This is a genomic window from Pedobacter sp. (assembly GCF_035317785.1).
GTDB lineage: Bacteria > Bacteroidota > Bacteroidia > Sphingobacteriales > Sphingobacteriaceae > Pedobacter.
The window spans coordinates 26,755-43,217 of sequence record NZ_DATHGC010000001.1 but is presented as its reverse complement, the minus strand read 5'-3'; the positions used below and the strand labels follow the sequence as shown (position 1 = coordinate 43,217).

At 36.7% G+C, this 16,463-nt stretch carries 15 protein-coding genes; all 15 read right to left on the bottom strand.

Features of this window, described 5'->3' with window-relative positions:
* Positions 1-2: 2 nt before the first annotated feature.
* The 15 genes from VK541_RS00170 to VK541_RS00105 all read right to left on the bottom strand — a co-directional run bounded on the left by VK541_RS00170 (position 3) and on the right by VK541_RS00105 (position 16,001).
* A complete protein-coding gene (locus VK541_RS00170; protein ID WP_324365671.1) occupies positions 3-1,043 on the bottom strand; it encodes an EpsG family protein in 1,041 nt (346 codons plus the stop codon).
* 4 nt (positions 1,044-1,047) lie between these two features.
* Positions 1,048-2,115, bottom strand: coding sequence for a glycosyltransferase family 4 protein (locus tag VK541_RS00165; protein ID WP_324365670.1), 1,068 nt, complete (start codon positions 2,113-2,115; stop codon positions 1,048-1,050).
* A 17-nt stretch (positions 2,116-2,132) separates the two neighbouring features.
* Positions 2,133-3,023, bottom strand: coding sequence for a hypothetical protein (locus tag VK541_RS00160; RefSeq protein ID WP_324365668.1), 891 nt, complete (start codon positions 3,021-3,023; stop codon positions 2,133-2,135).
* On the bottom strand, positions 3,023-3,934 hold the full coding sequence (locus VK541_RS00155; protein ID WP_324365666.1) for a GT-D fold domain-containing glycosyltransferase: 912 nt from the start codon (positions 3,932-3,934) through the stop codon (positions 3,023-3,025). The genes VK541_RS00160 and VK541_RS00155 overlap by 1 nt, the downstream gene beginning before the upstream one ends.
* Before the next feature lie 16 nt (positions 3,935-3,950).
* Positions 3,951-4,688, bottom strand: a complete 738-nt coding sequence (locus VK541_RS00150) for a DUF268 domain-containing protein (RefSeq protein WP_324365663.1) — start codon at positions 4,686-4,688, stop codon at positions 3,951-3,953.
* 5 nt (positions 4,689-4,693) lie between these two features.
* Positions 4,694-6,184, bottom strand: a complete 1,491-nt coding sequence (locus VK541_RS00145; protein ID WP_324365661.1) for an oligosaccharide flippase family protein — start codon at positions 6,182-6,184, stop codon at positions 4,694-4,696.
* Positions 6,185-6,208: 24 nt separating this feature from the next.
* Positions 6,209-7,306, bottom strand: coding sequence for a DegT/DnrJ/EryC1/StrS family aminotransferase (locus VK541_RS00140; protein ID WP_324365659.1), 1,098 nt, complete (start codon positions 7,304-7,306; stop codon positions 6,209-6,211).
* Entirely contained in the window at positions 7,299-7,853 is a 555-nt protein-coding gene (locus VK541_RS00135; protein ID WP_324365657.1) for an acyltransferase, read from the bottom strand. Before VK541_RS00135 ends, VK541_RS00140 begins: the two co-directional genes overlap by 8 nt.
* Entirely contained in the window at positions 7,846-8,262 is a 417-nt protein-coding gene (locus VK541_RS00130) for an FdtA/QdtA family cupin domain-containing protein (protein WP_324365655.1), read from the bottom strand. The genes VK541_RS00135 and VK541_RS00130 overlap by 8 nt, the downstream gene beginning before the upstream one ends.
* Complete coding sequence (locus VK541_RS00125) at positions 8,249-8,662, bottom strand: FdtA/QdtA family cupin domain-containing protein (RefSeq protein WP_324365653.1); 414 nt, start codon at positions 8,660-8,662, stop codon at positions 8,249-8,251. The genes VK541_RS00130 and VK541_RS00125 overlap by 14 nt, the downstream gene beginning before the upstream one ends.
* Positions 8,663-9,733, bottom strand: a complete 1,071-nt coding sequence (locus tag VK541_RS00120; RefSeq protein WP_324365651.1) for a lipopolysaccharide biosynthesis protein — start codon at positions 9,731-9,733, stop codon at positions 8,663-8,665.
* Between the two features lie 25 nt (positions 9,734-9,758).
* On the bottom strand, positions 9,759-12,287 hold the full coding sequence (locus tag VK541_RS00115; RefSeq protein ID WP_324365649.1) for an SLBB domain-containing protein: 2,529 nt from the start codon (positions 12,285-12,287) through the stop codon (positions 9,759-9,761).
* A gap of 368 nt (positions 12,288-12,655) precedes the next feature.
* Positions 12,656-13,738, bottom strand: coding sequence for an acyltransferase family protein (locus VK541_RS25765; protein WP_414692594.1), 1,083 nt, complete (start codon positions 13,736-13,738; stop codon positions 12,656-12,658).
* A 343-nt stretch (positions 13,739-14,081) separates the two neighbouring features.
* Positions 14,082-15,218: a GDP-mannose 4,6-dehydratase gene (gene gmd / locus VK541_RS00110; RefSeq protein ID WP_324365648.1), complete on the bottom strand. Its 1,137-nt coding sequence runs from the start codon at positions 15,216-15,218 to the stop codon at positions 14,082-14,084.
* Between the two features lie 72 nt (positions 15,219-15,290).
* On the bottom strand, positions 15,291-16,001 hold the full coding sequence (locus VK541_RS00105) for a hypothetical protein (RefSeq protein WP_324365646.1): 711 nt from the start codon (positions 15,999-16,001) through the stop codon (positions 15,291-15,293).
* Positions 16,002-16,463 lie beyond the last annotated feature (462 nt).

Here is a 16,463-nt window from a genome sequence, read left to right as displayed (position 1 = left end):
AATTAAAAATATCCCAATATCAAACCATTGTACCACATTTCGATAGACATCATAGTGAGGCCTACTACTAGTATGGCTATAAATGCTATATGTTTTTCCTTAATGAGATAGACAAAAAATGGCAGCAATATTATTTCAACAATGCCTAATAATTCCCTTGTTCGGAACGCTAAAACCGGCAAAGAATATAGAAAAACAAAGAAAAAATTGGAGAATGCATATATTTTGATAAGAATAATCGCGTATTTATTCCTTTCGTATAGATATTCCCATTTCCACAATAATAACATTAAGAAACTAAGTCTAAAAATTACTAGTGGATTAAATACATTAATTTTATCATCTTGCCCATTTTCAAGAAGGCTGTTATAGACTTTGAATTTTTCAGAGATGAAATCAATAGGAACGTATTCCATTAAGGAAGCTGCGTTTATACCTAATAAAAAAATCAAATAACCAAATACCAATAGACAAATATAGAAAACGGGTCTGATTCGATTAGGATTAAGAAAATAAAAAAAAGAAAATATTAAAAACGAGTAATGAAATAATGTACCAAGCAGAATTAGACAAAAGAAAATAAACCATTTTTTTTCGTAGATAACCGGAACCGCCAACAATAGAATGGAGGAGGCGACCCCCACTCTAATTTGAGTCATTTCGTGAAGTATGAAAAAAGTTGCACTGTAAATAATTAGTGATAACAAATAGAATTCTGATAATTTTATAAATGCATACCCCTTCGAAAAAACACCAAGGACACTGTAAATGACAAATACCGCAATTGAGGTATCAAACAAACTTCGGGCAATGTTTGCAATTAAAAAAAAGGTTGGTTCAATTTGTAATAAACCGATTTTGTCCACATCTTTATAATAATCCACATAATTTAGGTAGTCGAGGCAACAGGTTGAAGGCCTGAACCCGGAAATTACACAGAGCAATGCAAGACAAGCAATAAATATTTCTTTTTGTCTATCATATCTTACTGCGAAATAAAACGCGGTTACTAATAAAAAGTATAGCACATAATAAAACCACATATACTCAATTTAAAAAATAAGAATACATTTTTTGAGCTACTAGTGGCCAGCTAAATTTATCAACACTACTAAATCCCTTTGCAATCTTAAGATCCTTCAATTTCTGATTTGAACTAATTTCAAAAATCTTGTCCGCTATTGCCTGAGCATCCCGAATAGGAACAATCCAGGAATTTGATACTGTTCCAGGGTAATATCCGGTATGGATAACAGGAATGCCACATGCAAGACCCTCTATAACAGGGTAATGGGCGGCACCAAGCTGAACGGTTCCTGCTGTAACCAAGATGTCTAATGAATTATAAAATACACTCAACTCGCGATCGCTTTTCGGCATGAAAACCTTTATTGCAGGGTGTAATTTCTCATTAGACTTATCACCAAAAGCAATATGCAATTTTAAATTAGGGTTCCGTTTATAGGCAAGTAAAAAAGCATCAAGTATATAACTAGTACCTTTAAACGATTCCACACGTCCTATGCAGCCAATTATTCCGCGTTTATCAACAAAATCTGACGCTTGAGGCTTAAATATTTCCAAATCAATTCCTGGGGTAACTACCATTTTAGCCCTAATATTTTTATAACGCATATAAAGATCGGCATTTACTATCCTTTCCAAATTTAGATAATAACTAAACCACGAAAATAAACTCAGGCATTTAGATTTCAAACCCCCAAGTGACTGATAGTACTCCGGTTCATATGCTTGTATATAATAAAACTTCTTAGCTTTTATTCGCGAGAAATATACCGGATAAGTTGATAGAGAATGATTAGCCAGGACTACGTCGAATGAAGAATTCAATTTATTTAACGCTCGATATAATGCTCTCCAACGTTGAAACATCGAGTATCGTGCTTCTTCAATGATCATATTTTCCGCGCAAGTATCACCGTTTACATCTATCCAAATAATTTTTGCTACAGTAGGAAAATAAGGCAAAATGTTTGCAATTGGACTCATAAAAACAACCTCATGACCGCTGGCAATCCAGGTATTTGCTAAATTTGATAAAACCCGAAAACCACCGGAGTTTCCAAACTGTAACACGGGTATTAATATTCTCATGGAACTGATAAATAGGTTTAAATAGAACGCTTCAGAAAATTTCTTAATTTTTTACAATAAAATTGGAACCGCATTATCAGATTTAGCTGATAATTTGTTGTACCAGTAAGTTTAAAATATTCTGCACCTACATGAATGTGTTTATTGCTTTTTTCTGAGATTTTTAAATAATCCATTTTTGCTCCTGTCAGATAGATTCTGTATAAGCTATGGACATCTGTTGCAAGTGAATCATCAAATTCGTTCTTAAATGTCTCCTGAACCCTATTTACCGTCACCACAATTGATTTGCTTTTATGAAACGCAGCCATCTTATAAAGTTTTATATAATTTGACAGGTTACCTGCGATCTCGCTTTCAAAGAAATTAGGATTTTTGATCTTTTTCTCATCCAGTTGAGACAAAATATCGAGCACATCTTCTTTGCGATAAATGGTTGAATCAAGTTCCCAGGGGTAATTCCAGCTACTTAAATTATTAGCCTTCCAGTTCCAAGTAATATGTGATGGTTCGACAACAATATTTTTTGGACTCGGTTTAATGTTGCGACCCAACCGGAGACTAAATCCGAAAAGGTCCTTTCGATCAAACATTGTATTTAAAGCATAATTAATGTCAATGAAGTCTTTGAAAATTACATCATCACAGCCAAACATAATATACTCAGACGAATTATTAATGACTGTTGTCAGGTTATTCATGAATTTATCTTCTTTGATCCAATTTACGAACTGATAGTCACCGAAAAGATTTTCATACAAAATTTCATTACTATCCTTATACAATACAGTGATTTGTTTTTCATCAAGATCGCTAAAGTATAAGAGGCTACGGAGGTAGCCATCCAATTGTAATGGTCTGTCTTTAGAGAAAACGATAATTGATATACTGTTAATGATTTTCTTCATTAGTCTGCCATGTAAAATTTATGGATATTGGATGAATTTTTCTCAACGTTGTTTTTATAAAAATTGAAATCCTTTGCCGTATGTCCCAGATCTAGCGCCTGAAAACCTGAAATAGCCAGATCATAGGCCAAAACGGTTGCCGTTGGCCCCAATATAATTAGTATCAAACGTCCTTTATCGGTTTGTTTTGCATTTTCCAAAATCACATCATATTGAGAAAATGCATCTCTTGATGGCGCGTAAAGATAGTTGACAGATAAGGCATTATCAAAAATATCGAATTTAAACCCTTTGGTTATGCCGGAGCCTTGGATGACCGTTATATCTCGTCCAAGCCAGATTGATCTTAGCCGTTCAAAATATTCTGTCAAATCTATTTTCTGATCATATGTCATATACAATTGGGTAAATTCAGTAGCAAAATAGCGCTTATTTTTTAACAATAGTTGTTCGTAATTAGTCCTCCGCTGAGAAACCTTGCCTCTAGTGTAATCTTTAATCGTTGAGTTGCAATCTTCAATAGAGTACCAGAAATAATGAGGAATGCAGATCATCACATTCTGGTTATTAGATATCAATATCTCTCTTAACCTTTCCTGTAACCTCGTTGAACTGACCTGAAATTCTATGGATTTTCCTTGTAATAATTCAAATTCCCCATCTCCAAATCTACTGACGGAGCATTTTTCTGTAATAATTTTCTCTAGAGTGGAGCGAGGGTCTTCAATTTCAGGACGAACAGGTATTTTCATGTCGCCCTGAATTTCATATCTGATGTTATCAAGATAATGATTTAAGCTTTCTGCAGAAATATTCCTCTCCTGGATATTATATTTAAATAAAAATAAAATATTATCAACGAAATTTTTAAATGGCTTTAAAAGCCGCACTAGATACTTTACTATTTTCATTAATATCTTTCTGACACTATTCTTTTTTAAATAACCAGCAACCACACCCATATTTTTGCAGATCTGCCTGAGACTTTGAAGAATGTTCTATGTACTTCCCATCATCAGTAACAAGTGCAAATTTGTCCAGAATTAAATCTGCAAATAGCGAAGAAATCATGTCAAAAGTATAAATACGGTGGGCATTATATTGAATACGAGCGCTTCCCCCAACCGGGACTACAAAAAACAACTGCCCTCCAGGCTTTAAGACACGTTTTAACTCATTTATTGCCTTGATGTCTCCCCTAGGATCAAGAGGATCGCCATAACGTTCCAGGCCGATATGTTCTATTACATGCATACATGATATTGATGAAACTGAACTGTCCGAAAACGGTAGTGACATCAGATCTCCTTGCTTTGAAGACAAACCAGAGAGGGCCATATCCACAGGACGATAATCATAAAAGTCTATCGGAACGAAAGCCGAAACCAAAGTGACAAATCGTAGATCTGAGGATATATCAATATGCAAATTGGGTTGTGACTGCGCTAATATCCGTGCAGCCCAGGAAGTATGGTAAACATAATGAGTATCAAAACTGGTTGTAGCAGTGTCTTCTCCAAAAATAAGCAAGCGATCACTCCAATTACACGAAAAACGCCCGTTATCTGTTAACTTAGTATGGATTGCATCAAACTTTTGTTTGATTTTTAAGTAGTTGCTGATTTTTCTTACGACAGCACCTAAAGATGGGATCTGATTGCTCATTATTGCTATTTTCTTCTAAAGTTAGATATTTTTTCAACAATATGAATTTTGATGCCAATTAGGTTATCTAGTCTTCGCCATGAATATATTGATGAAGAAATTAAAATTACTCCACCTAACAAATATCCTGGTATGCCCTTTAATAAAAAGACTGAAATCATGGCACACAGACAAAACAGACCTATGATGCAAAAAAGAATGATGAACTGTTTGTTGAAGGAAAACGAATACAAATAATTGAATTTTATACTTAAAAAGATACCGTATGCTATTTGAAACACGCACATACCTATTGCTAGCCCGTCAAGCCCATTTAACAGATATCCTCCTAAATAGAAAAAGATAGAAAATAAAGAGTTATAGACCGTACAATATAGGAAATAACTTTTCTTATCCCCTTTCGCTAGCGCAATATATCCAAGTACTACGGCCGGAGCCGTAAATAAAGTGCCGAATGCAAGCCATCTTACGAAGTTGGAAATCACATAAAACTGTGGTGATAATAAGATGTGTATAATTATTGGGGCAAAAATAATCAAAGAAATTAATAATGGACTAGCGATCAATACTGTAATAGTTGCCTGTTGATTTACCATTTCATTAACCTTTTCACTGTCATTTGACACAACTGACAGTCTGGGGAAATAGTCCATGCTCATCGCAGTAAATACAAGTCCAATACTTTGGTTGGTGATCATGGTTCCAGCCTGGTATAATCCAACATCGGCCATTCCACCTTTACTCCGAATGACGAGATTAATGAAGTATACTACAACACTTCCAAGAATCTGCCCCAGCATCATAACCATACCAAGTTTTGCCATAGCCATGCCAACCCCGACGGTCTCTTTTCGGCTTACATTTCTAGAAGATACTGAAACCTTCCGAGCAAAATATTCTGTTACCATAAAAGTAATAACAGCACTAAATATAAGTGCCGGGACAATTCCTTTAGTACCATAAAAATAATATAAAGGAATAGATGTAAAAAGTGCTAGAAGGGAGCCTATTACTGTTGAATTTGCTGCATAGTTGAGTTTTCTTGTTCCCTGCAACAGGGCGATATTTCCATTGGTGAGTAAAGTAAAGATCGCCATTAAGGAAAGTAAAATTAGACTTAAGGTATAAGCACGATCCCCAAAAGCAATTGAGCTGATGATAGGTGAAAGGGATATCAACACGATAGTGCCAAAAATGCAGCTTACCCAAAGCCACCTTTTAAAGATAGTTACGATTACATTTAATTCTTCTTTATCCCCAGACTCGTTTGCTCTTGATATGTCTCTAACAGCACTGAAATTAATACCTAAACTAACAACCGTTATCACCAAAGTTACGCTGGAGAGCAGAAGTGCAGAAACTCCCATTCCAGTCGGCCCCAAAAAAATTGCGACAAATTTTGACCTTATAATACCTGTAAGCACATTTACTACCTGTACTGCACCAAATAAACTGGTGGCCTTAAATATTTGACGATAAGACTGTCGATTGGTCATTTGATTCGTAAAAATATTTTATGCTTAGTATTGGTTTAATACCCATATCACTTTTTCAACTTCTTCAGTTTTCATAACTGGACTTATTGGTAGACTTAAGACTTCTCTATGAATTTGTTCAGAAATTGGAAAAGACATGTATTTCCATTCCTTATAGGCCTCTTGATGGTGAGGTGGTATAGGGTAATGGATAACAGTCTGAATCTCGTTTTCCAGAAGATATTGTTGTAAAGTCTCTCGGTCGGCTGTCCGTATAACAAAAAGATGCCATACATGACTGGATTCTGAAGTGCAAAGCGGCAAAACGATTTTGCTGTTCTTTATACCTTCCAAATATTTATTTGCTATATATTTTCTTTTCTCAGTTTCGGAACCTAAATAGTTGAGTTTAACGCTTAAGAGAGCAGCCTGTATCTCATCTAAACGGCTGTTTACACCTTTATATTTATTTTTGTATTTGACATGAGAACCATAATTAAGTAATGCCCTTACTGTTTCGGCGAGACTATCATCATTAGTTGTGACAGCACCGGCATCTCCTAAGGCACCAAGGTTTTTGCCTGGGTAGAAGCTAAAACCGGCAGCATCACCTAAGTTTCCAGCAAATTTATTATTTAACATTGCCCCATGCGATTGGGCACAATCTTCTATAATTTTTAGGCTATGTTTTTTTGCAATTGATTGAATTACTTCCATATTACATAGCTGTCCGTACAAATGGACCGGCAAAATCGCCTTCGTCTTTTTAGTAATATGTCTTTCAATTAAGGAAGGATCGATATTGAAAGTACTTAATTCCGGCTCAACCAAAACCGGAACAAGATTGTTAGCGGAAACGGCCAAAATGCTTGCGACATAAGTATTTGAGGGAACCAATATTTCATCGCCATCTTTAAACAGGCCCATCTCCTTATATGCCCTTATGATTAAAATCAAGGCATCCAACCCATTTGCAACACCAACTGCGTGCTTAGCCCCGCAAGAACTGGCAAAGTTAGCTTCAAATTGCTTTAATTCCCGGCCCATTATAAACCATCCGGAGTCAATTACTCGCTCGAAGGCCTTTAATAGCTCTGCTTTATGTAATTGGTTTATATTATATAAATCTAAAAATTTAATCATGTTTTATTGGTTTATCACCATCTAAATAATACGTATCACCGGTCTGTTTATCAATCAGATCCAAGCTCAGCAGGCAAGATTCATCAGTAATATATCCTTTTTGAACTGCCGGGTTGCCATACCAAACTGTATAAGGCAAAATAGATTTGGTAAGCACACTTCCTGCTCCTACAAGGCATTTCTCGCCAATCACAATTCCGCCTATGATTGTTGAATTTGCTCCTATGGAACTTCCTTTTTTCAATATTGTTCTTTGGATTCGCCTATCGTAGACTTTTGACCGTGGAATCAAATCGTTTGTGAATGTAACATTAGGGCCTATAAAAACATCGTCTTCAATCCTTATTCCATCCCATATTTGAACTCCAGACTTTATAGTGACGTTATTTCCAATAATAACATCGTTTTCAACAAAACAGTTGCAATTGATGTTACAATTTTCTCCAATGACAGCATCTTTTAAAACAACGGTAAACTGCCATATATTGGTAAGATCGCCAATTGCTTCGGCATGAACATCTGACAGAGGGTGAATGTAGCTAGCCATTGTTATGTTTTAAATATTCTGTGTAATCCCGGATGTAGTCACCTTCCTTATATGTCTGTGAGGCGAAAACCAGGCATATTGAACCAGAGGAAAAATTGATCTCTGATGCCCAAATCCCTGGTGGAATATGAAGGCCCATATATGGCCTATTCAATTGTACAATTCGCTTTGTCTTTCCATCATCGAGCAATACTTCAAAACTTCCACTGGCGGCAATAAGAAATTGATGACATTCTTTATGTGCATGTGCCCCGCGTGATTCTCCACCGGGAATATCATACAAATAGAAAATTCTCTTAATATCAAAAGGGATTTCGATATTATTATGAACTGGCGTAATGTTACCCGCTCTGTATCTAATCTTTGGCAGTTCAAAGACCGAACAACCATATACACTAGCTTTTTGCATCAATATTACTTAAGTATTTTGAATAATCCCTAACGTAATCAGATTCATTATAATCGGTTGATGCTGCGATGAAGGCCAATGAATTAGTAGAAAAATTTTCCATATGTCTCCATATTCCGTTCGGAATGTAGATGCCGTAATAGGATCTGTTTAAAGAAAAGGTCTTTTTTTCGTTACCATCATCCAATACAATATCAAAACTACCAGATAATGCGACAATAAATTCTTCATTCTTACTGTAACTATGTCCACCACGCATTTCACCTCCAGGGACATCATAGATCCAATAGGTGCGTCTTATGTCAAATGGAATATGTTTGTTTCCCTCAAAAAAGGACAGATTTCCACGTTGGTCTAACATTTTTGGTAACTGAATAATACTAGCTTGGTCTATTTTCATCTATAAATTACTAAATATTCTCCTTATTAATAACAATACTACTGCCAAAATCCCGGCAATAAAAGCACCAACAACAGTTCCTTTAATTTTGCCAAGCCTATCATTTGGTAGGGGAAAAATCGGTTGGTCTATAATTTGAATTAAAGGTGTTTCCTTCAATAAGGAAATTTTAGACAGTTCTAAATTCTTCAACAATTCTGTTAATATCACCTTATTTGCCTCTGCATTAAATTGAGAGCGCTGAATTGGTACTACCCTTTGTATTTGGCGTGTAGGATTTAAATTCGGAGTTGCGTCGGCAACGCTAGCTGAGACTCGGATTGCGACATTCATTTCCCTGCGTACAGAATCTGTTTTTTCTTGTACGATAGAAAGGTTCTGTAATGCTTTCTTCATTTTTGTCTTAATATAAAAGTCATTCACATTCTTAACAATTTGATCATTAAATCGCTTTGAAAAAACCTCATTTTTCGACTTAACGTCGACCTTCAAAATGCTAAGTTTCTTGTCTGGTTTGGTAACGAGTAAGTAGCTCCTACTAATATCCTCTGCCGCTCTTCCAATTATACTGTCTTGTAAACGACTAAAGTGCTGACCTGCATTGAGATGAAAATTAACGTTTCTTAACTCAGGGCTTTCCCCCCATTTCTCTCTCATTCCATTGAGATTAATATATAAATCGATAAGAAATAAGCTGGTGTCACCTTCAACCGGGCTAAGTAAAGTCTTCTCGATCATTGTCCTTGATTTATACAATTCAAGGATATTATCTCCTTGAAATAAACCACCCCCACCCCCAAGATCAATACCTACAATTGACGCAAGACCTGCGTACTGTGACAACCCGCCGCCGGCTTCTCCATCTTCAAGCACAAAAGTGCTAGTTGCTGTGTATGACAGTTTTTTAAAGAGTGAGTAGGTGAATCCAAGTATGCCTCCCAATACTCCAATTCCAGAAATAATCAGCCATTTTGAAAGAATATGATCCAGATAGCATTTTATATTTAGTACAATTTCTCGTAACGAAATCTCTGAGGTATTATGCTTTAGTTTTTGATTTGCATCATTCATGATATTCAACTTAAATAGCCATAGATCACTGTAATAAACTAACAACAATAGCCGCCAAAGATGCAAATGCAGTCCCAATACCTATCCAACTTTGGGCGGTCAATTTTTCTCTTTCAGCCCGTCTTGGAACTAAGATCTCGGCTCCTGGCTTCACTTGAGGATAGTTGTTGAAAAACAAAAATTTACTCGCTGCTTCTACCGATCCGTTTGCGTATTTAATATACGCCCCCCCACGAAGTGCACTGGTAGTGAATCCGCCGGCTCCTTTTATATATTGTTTAAAGCTTTTACCAGAAGAATAAACGATGCTATTTGGGTTCAATATTTCTCCTGTTACCTTTACCGTTTGCAGTTGTCTTGGTATTCTGATCACATCTCCGTCCTCAAGGGTCAGATCGTACTTGGATGCGGGCTTTTTCAAAATGCGTTCCAGATCAATTCCAACAAGATCGGATTGTATTAGCTTTAATTCTACCTCCTTCTGCAGTGTGTCTTTAGCTCCGGCTTCGCGGGCGCGTTTGAGGTTTAAGTATTTCTTTTCTTCTTCATCCTTGTTGTTGATGACATTTCGGTCTTCTGGGTTCACTTTCTCTGCACCTGGTCTTTTTAGCGATGCGCCCGCAGCGTAGCCAAGTGGCGTTAAACCTCCGGCTCTTTTGATCAAATCTGAGATCTTCTCATTTTTCTGTGTAATAGTATACGTCCCTGGATATAAAACTTCACCTTCCAATTTCACCTGCTTTTGCACCTGATATCCCTCAGAGCTACGAACAGAAATCATATCGAACGGTTTCAAGATGAATTTAGGGCCTAAAATTCTTAACTGCGGATCCACATTGATGGTGAAAACTTCGGCTGTACGGGCCGACATTGAGGTAGCGTCGCTATTTTTAACCCGTCTTGACACTTCAATTCTATTTGGTGTGGCGCCCTCTCTAAAACCGCCGGCCTTTTGGATGAGGTCGCCAAGACTGATACTGTCTGCATAATCAAAAGTTCCGGGATATCTAACTTCGCCCTGTATGCTGATCTTGTATTCATCCCTTAAGTCAAATAAAGAAGATATGGTAATCTTATCCTCTCTCTGTAAGGGGATGTCAGGTTCTGTACCAGCGATCACCTTAGAAAGGTCAAACGAGATCAATGCTTGTGTATTATCCGCATTTAGACGATTGATATATGCTCTGTTTAAAAAAGCATCTTCTTTTAATCCATTTGCTTTTTCAATCAATCCTTTTAAAGTTAAGCCTTTATCAAGTTCATAAGGACCTTCTCTAAATACGGCACCTGAAATTTCAACACGGTTTTCAAAACGGTCTAATATCGCTTCAACAATATATTTATCTCCGTTTAAGGGGTTATATTTTATGTAATCATCTGCTGGCACATCTGTGATCTTACGCTCTTTATTAGTGTTCTGCAATACTTTGATCTGAGCCGTGTAAGCCTGATTAGAAAACCCACCGGCAAAACGAATTACATCTTCCAGTGATTCTGTATTTAGCACTTCGTATAATGCGGGCCGCTTGACTTCACCCGAAACTTCCACGCGGGTTTGATAAACAGGAACGTTAATTACATCCTGGTCCTGTAAACGAATGTTGCTCTTTTGGATACCATTCAATAAGAAATCATAAACATCGACTGTAGAAACAACTTTGTTATTACGAACCACCTGTATCTTACGAAAAGATCCATTTTGATTTGGCCCCCCTGATTCATACAGAACATTGAATACAGTATAAAGGGAAGGAATAGTATAAGAGCCTGGTTTGACAACCTCACCTACAACTGTCACTTTGATGCTTCTTATATTACCAAGTGTCACAGCTACATTTGTACGGCCGTTCCTAAGACCCGGGTAAGTACCGCTCATCGACGTCCGGATCTTTGCAGTTGCCTGCTCAATGGTCAGTCCGCTCACTGAAACTAAACCTACATACTGTAAACGTATAGTTCCATCAGGGCTAACCTTTAATTTGTAATTGACGTCATTATCTCCTGACAAATCAATTAACAATTCATCATCCGGCCCAACAACATAGCTCTTTGGCGTTGCCATTCGCAGATTGGGCTCAAATGTAAGGTTGGTATTTTTAAAAAGGTCCGTACCAAAGATCTTGGGCTTCAAACCTTCAAAGATATCTTGTTTTTTAGCAAGCGTATCATCACTGATTTTGGTCTGTGACTTAATACCTTTATTATTTCTGTTTCCTGTAAGCGTTGTGTCTCTTTGTGATCCTCTGGCTTTGTCTAATTCCTGTGTATCAACATTTTCTTTATTAGCGTTCGAAATTCCGTCCTCTTTTCTAAGCTTTTCTACTCTGGCCCTTAATTTCTGGATCTCATTTGCCTTCATGCCCTGGGCCGCAGCCATCTGCTCCAGCTGGGCATCGTTATAACCAACAGATTCTGCCCTATGCATCATCTGCCTAATCTGTGCATCATTAAGGTCATCCACCCTTACATCGGAATAGTTCGACTGTGCAAAGGTTGAGTGCGAAAATACAGCGAAAAAAAATAGAAAACTCGCTAATACTTTTTTGAGGTTCATAGACAGGGTTCAGAAGCTACAGTAAAAAATAATAGATTAATGATTATATCACAATAAGGTCACATTTTCATTCAATCAATTAAGATTCCAAATATATCAAATTATTTAGATTGTGAGATAGGGTTATATTTTTTCATGTTTTTTCAACAATTATTATCTTAGGCTGTTTATTTTACAGCTATAAAAACGACAGATCTGAGGGTTAGATAAGATTATTTAAATACGTCATCACAATTTCTATATAAGGCGATATGAAATCTATTCACATGGTTATATGTAGCTAGCGATTCGTTCTATCCTCGAGAATGGTTACAATATTAGGAATGTAATGTAAATTTAATAGATTAGAAGGATTTATGACAATGGCCTTACTTTCTCTCCATCAAACTTAATTTATATTTTGTCTTTATATATCTGTTTGCAGGTATTTCAAAGTACCTATGGCAAAGGTAACTCAACAATAGTGTCGAAAAGAAAACAATCGCCAAAACCATGTATGGATAAAGATGCAGTATGTTTTTACTAAAAAAAATTTCTAAATAACTTATCAATAATTTATGCAGCAGATAAAAGCTAAAACTTAATTCACCTAAGATTACAAAGGGCTTATATGACAATATTCTAGAAAAATAACCAAGTTGGAAGGAGAATATAAAAATAATTAAAGACATAGGAAACCAATAATAGCAGGACAATCGATATCCATCGGGAATAAATTTGTGAAATACAAAGAAAGAAAGAAATACAATTATAGAAATTAGTTCAAATAGAGTTGCTTTAAGACTATGATATTTAAGCAATTCAATTTTTGACAACTCATATAATTTAAAAAGAAGAATTCCCAGAGAGAAATCAGCGAGTCGTATTAATGGGTTTATATAGAAAATTCTATGTATGAGGTTACTTGGCACAAAGTAGATACCTATCGGTATCAACAATAAATAAATCAAATTTATGCATACTGCGCTGCGACATTTGTTATATAATATTATTAAAAAAGGAAATATTAAATAAAAAAACATTTCATCAGAAATGCTCCAAGAGGGCGCATTAAACGAATAGTAAACACTTATTGCAGGTACAAAGCTTTGTAATAAAAGTAAATTTAAACATAATTTTAGCCCCCACATTAATACTCCATCGTTAAAAAAGATTAGTGTCAAAGGAATGCACAGAATTGTTGTAATAAAATGTAGGGGATAAATTCGAGCTAAACGAGCCATCCAAAACTCTTTATGCCCGACCTCTCCAGACAAAATCTTGTCTTTGTAATTAAGCGTTAGTATGAATCCACTTAAAATAAAAAAAAAACTAACCCCCAAATATCCTTCTTGAAATATATTTTGATATAAAGTATGAAATGTTACGTGTGATTTATCAATAAAATCAATATGGCTGAAAAAAACCATCAAAGCAAAAAAAAACCTACATGAGGTCAGAGGTTTAATCATATATCTAATTGAAGCTTAAAAATGTAATGTACACAAAATCTGGGGATTTTAAATTGGCAAATTGCACACTGTAAATGCCTGGTATTTCTACATAAACATGTTACTGATCACCCCCACTTTATACCAAAATTAATATGAATAATGACAAGTGGCCTAATGTATAGAAAGCATTTGTATTATACACCCAGCCGGACAGGAACGCATCGGATAGAAGTGTAATGCCAACAAGTAGATTTCGTTGATGAGTATATTATTCAAAGGGTATGTAAAATAAACTGTGTCCAACTAGTTAATTATTAACTTAGAGACACAGTTCAATTTTTTACACTCCCTTTTACACTCTCTATTCAAAATAATTAAGGGTTTTGAAACCTCCCTGTTTCAAATATTCATCTTTTTTCATTAAATGTAAATCCGAATGCACCATATCCTTCACCAAAGCCGGAAGGTCATATTTAGGCATCCAGCCCAGCTTGGTATTCGCTTTAGTTGGGTCACCCAACAATAGGTCTACTTCTGTAGGCCGGAAATATTTCTCGTCGACCTGCACCACAATCGTGCCTGGTTTAAGGTTCACATCGTTCAATCCCAGCTGAACAACCAGCTCCTGATCCACATCAATGATCACCCCCCTTTCGTGCTCATCTTTTCCGCTGAACTCAACTTCAATGCCCAATTCGGCAAAGCTCATTTTCACGAAATCTCTTACAGTCGTCGTAATTCCTGTTGCTATGACATAATCCTCAGGTTTTTCCTGCTGCAGGATCAGGTACATCGCCTCAATATAATCCTTTGCATGTCCCCAGTCTCGCTGAGCCGAAAGATTTCCCAGGTACAGGCAGTTTTGCAGACCTAATGCAATCTTTGCCGCTGCGCGGGTAATTTTACGGGTTACAAATGTCTCACCTCTTAAAGGGCTCTCATGATTAAATAAAATTCCGTTGCAGGCATACATGCCATAAGCCTCGCGGTAATTTACTGTAATCCAATAGGCGTACATTTTTGCCACGGCATAAGGTGAACGCGGGTAGAACGGAGTGGTTTCACTCTGTGGCACTGCCTGTACCAGGCCATATAGCTCAGAAGTAGAGGCCTGGTATATTCTTGTTTTTTTCTCTAATCCCAGAATTCTTACTGCCTCCAATAACCTCAGTGTGCCAATACCATCTGCATTGGCCGTATATTCAGGCATTTCAAAACTGACATGGACGTGGCTCATGGCGGCGAGGTTATAGATCTCGTCCGGCTGTGTTTCCTGGATGATCCGGATCAGATTGGTCGAATCCGTTAAATCGCCAAAATGAAGTTTAAAATTCACTCCATGCTCATGCTGGTCCTGGTACAAATGATCAATACGCTCTGTGTTGAACAAAGAAGACCTCCTTTTCAAACCGTGAACAAAGTAGCCCTTTTTTAACAGGAACTCTGCTAAATAGGCTCCATCCTGACCTGTAACACCGGTGATTAAGGCAACTTTCATTGGAATGACTTTTTTAAAGATTTATGGCTGCATAACATACACAATTATTTACTTTGTAAGGAACTCAGGGGCTTACTTATTGCTACCCAGGTGAATCTGAATGCCAGCTGAGAACGGATTCAACAGAAATTCTGATTTATAGAATTTTTTGAAGGTCTGTGTGTTATTGGCATCATGCCAGGTTGTTTCCTGCCGCTCATAGGAATAGAAGAAATCAAGATTTCCCTCGGCAAATATCGAAACCTGGTTTGTTATACCTACTCTTATACCCAAAACAGGGGTGAACACCATCCCCATTTTAGAAGCCTCTATCTGAACGGTTGCGATATCCACGGCCACCGCCCTTGCGCTTGCCGCCTTTAATTCATTCCTATTTTCCATTTCTCCCGAAAAAGTGTTGGACCGGTAACCAAGATCTATGGCAAAATAGGGCTGTATGCGTGCGTAGTTAAAATTCTTTTCGAAACCTACCTTGAATGAATAATCTACCAGTTTACCATTTGCCTCTTCACAGCTTGCACAATTGTTAAAAAATTGTTTGGATTTGTTATAGTAAGTTCCGTTCAGCCGGTAGCTGATCTGGTTGTCATTGAACTTTACCATGACGCCGTTCAATGTAGTATTGGTAAAATACTTTGAACCGGATTCATTCAATATCCTTGGCATTTGCATGACGGTATACCCACGCAATCCTATGCTGTAATTATAGTCTCCGCTCATTTGCGCAAATGCGGTAGCTGATGTGACTGTTAAAAATAAAACCAGTAGTAAAGTTCTTCTCATAAGCATAGCTCCAAGACATTTATCCCCTATCAAAAGTAAAACAATAATTCCATTTATATCAAATAATTTACAAAGGTGTTTAAACAAAAAAAGAAGGGCTAACCCTTCTTTTTGTTTCCAATCCACACATACCTGTTGGCGGTACACTTAGGGCACCAATAAATCCTTAGTGGCAGAAATCCCAGCAAATGCTTTAGTACAAACCCCCGCGGCACCTGGTAATGAAAATCCGTGTTGCACTTTCTGCACTTGTAATCCTGATAGCTCATTTGGTTAGAGATGTTAATACGTTAATATAGTTATGATCCCGCTAATTAAAGCAAAATCAGTAATATAAATTCATTTATCCTTCATGTTATCTTTATGTAAGTAAAAAATTAACTAAAGGTTTGCTGTATTATTAATATTCTTTACAAGGCCACAATATGCAGGAATAAAAAACGGGACTGGTGATTGACCAGT

Bases quoted from the DNA above. Each gene is read 5' to 3' on its own strand.
- VK541_RS00170 (WP_324365671.1), bottom strand. From the start codon at position 1,043: ATGTGGTTTTATTATGTGCTATACTTTTTATTAGTAACCGCGTTTTAT.
- VK541_RS00165 (WP_324365670.1), bottom strand. From the start codon at position 2,115: ATGAGAATATTAATACCCGTGTTACAGTTTGGAAACTCCGGTGGTTTT.
- VK541_RS00160 (WP_324365668.1), bottom strand. From the start codon at position 3,023: ATGAAGAAAATCATTAACAGTATATCAATTATCGTTTTCTCTAAAGAC.
- VK541_RS00155 (WP_324365666.1), bottom strand. From the start codon at position 3,934: ATGAAAATAGTAAAGTATCTAGTGCGGCTTTTAAAGCCATTTAAAAAT.
- VK541_RS00150 (WP_324365663.1), bottom strand. From the start codon at position 4,688: ATGAGCAATCAGATCCCATCTTTAGGTGCTGTCGTAAGAAAAATCAGC.
- VK541_RS00145 (WP_324365661.1), bottom strand. From the start codon at position 6,184: ATGACCAATCGACAGTCTTATCGTCAAATATTTAAGGCCACCAGTTTA.
- VK541_RS00140 (WP_324365659.1), bottom strand. From the start codon at position 7,306: ATGATTAAATTTTTAGATTTATATAATATAAACCAATTACATAAAGCA.
- VK541_RS00135 (WP_324365657.1), bottom strand. From the start codon at position 7,853: ATGGCTAGCTACATTCACCCTCTGTCAGATGTTCATGCCGAAGCAATT.
- VK541_RS00130 (WP_324365655.1), bottom strand. From the start codon at position 8,262: ATGCAAAAAGCTAGTGTATATGGTTGTTCGGTCTTTGAACTGCCAAAG.
- VK541_RS00125 (WP_324365653.1), bottom strand. From the start codon at position 8,662: ATGAAAATAGACCAAGCTAGTATTATTCAGTTACCAAAAATGTTAGAC.
- VK541_RS00120 (WP_324365651.1), bottom strand. From the start codon at position 9,733: ATGAATGATGCAAATCAAAAACTAAAGCATAATACCTCAGAGATTTCG.
- VK541_RS00115 (WP_324365649.1), bottom strand. From the start codon at position 12,287: ATGAACCTCAAAAAAGTATTAGCGAGTTTTCTATTTTTTTTCGCTGTA.
- VK541_RS25765 (WP_414692594.1), bottom strand. From the start codon at position 13,738: ATGATTAAACCTCTGACCTCATGTAGGTTTTTTTTTGCTTTGATGGTT.
- gmd (WP_324365648.1), bottom strand. From the start codon at position 15,218: ATGAAAGTTGCCTTAATCACCGGTGTTACAGGTCAGGATGGAGCCTAT.
- VK541_RS00105 (WP_324365646.1), bottom strand. From the start codon at position 16,001: ATGAGAAGAACTTTACTACTGGTTTTATTTTTAACAGTCACATCAGCT.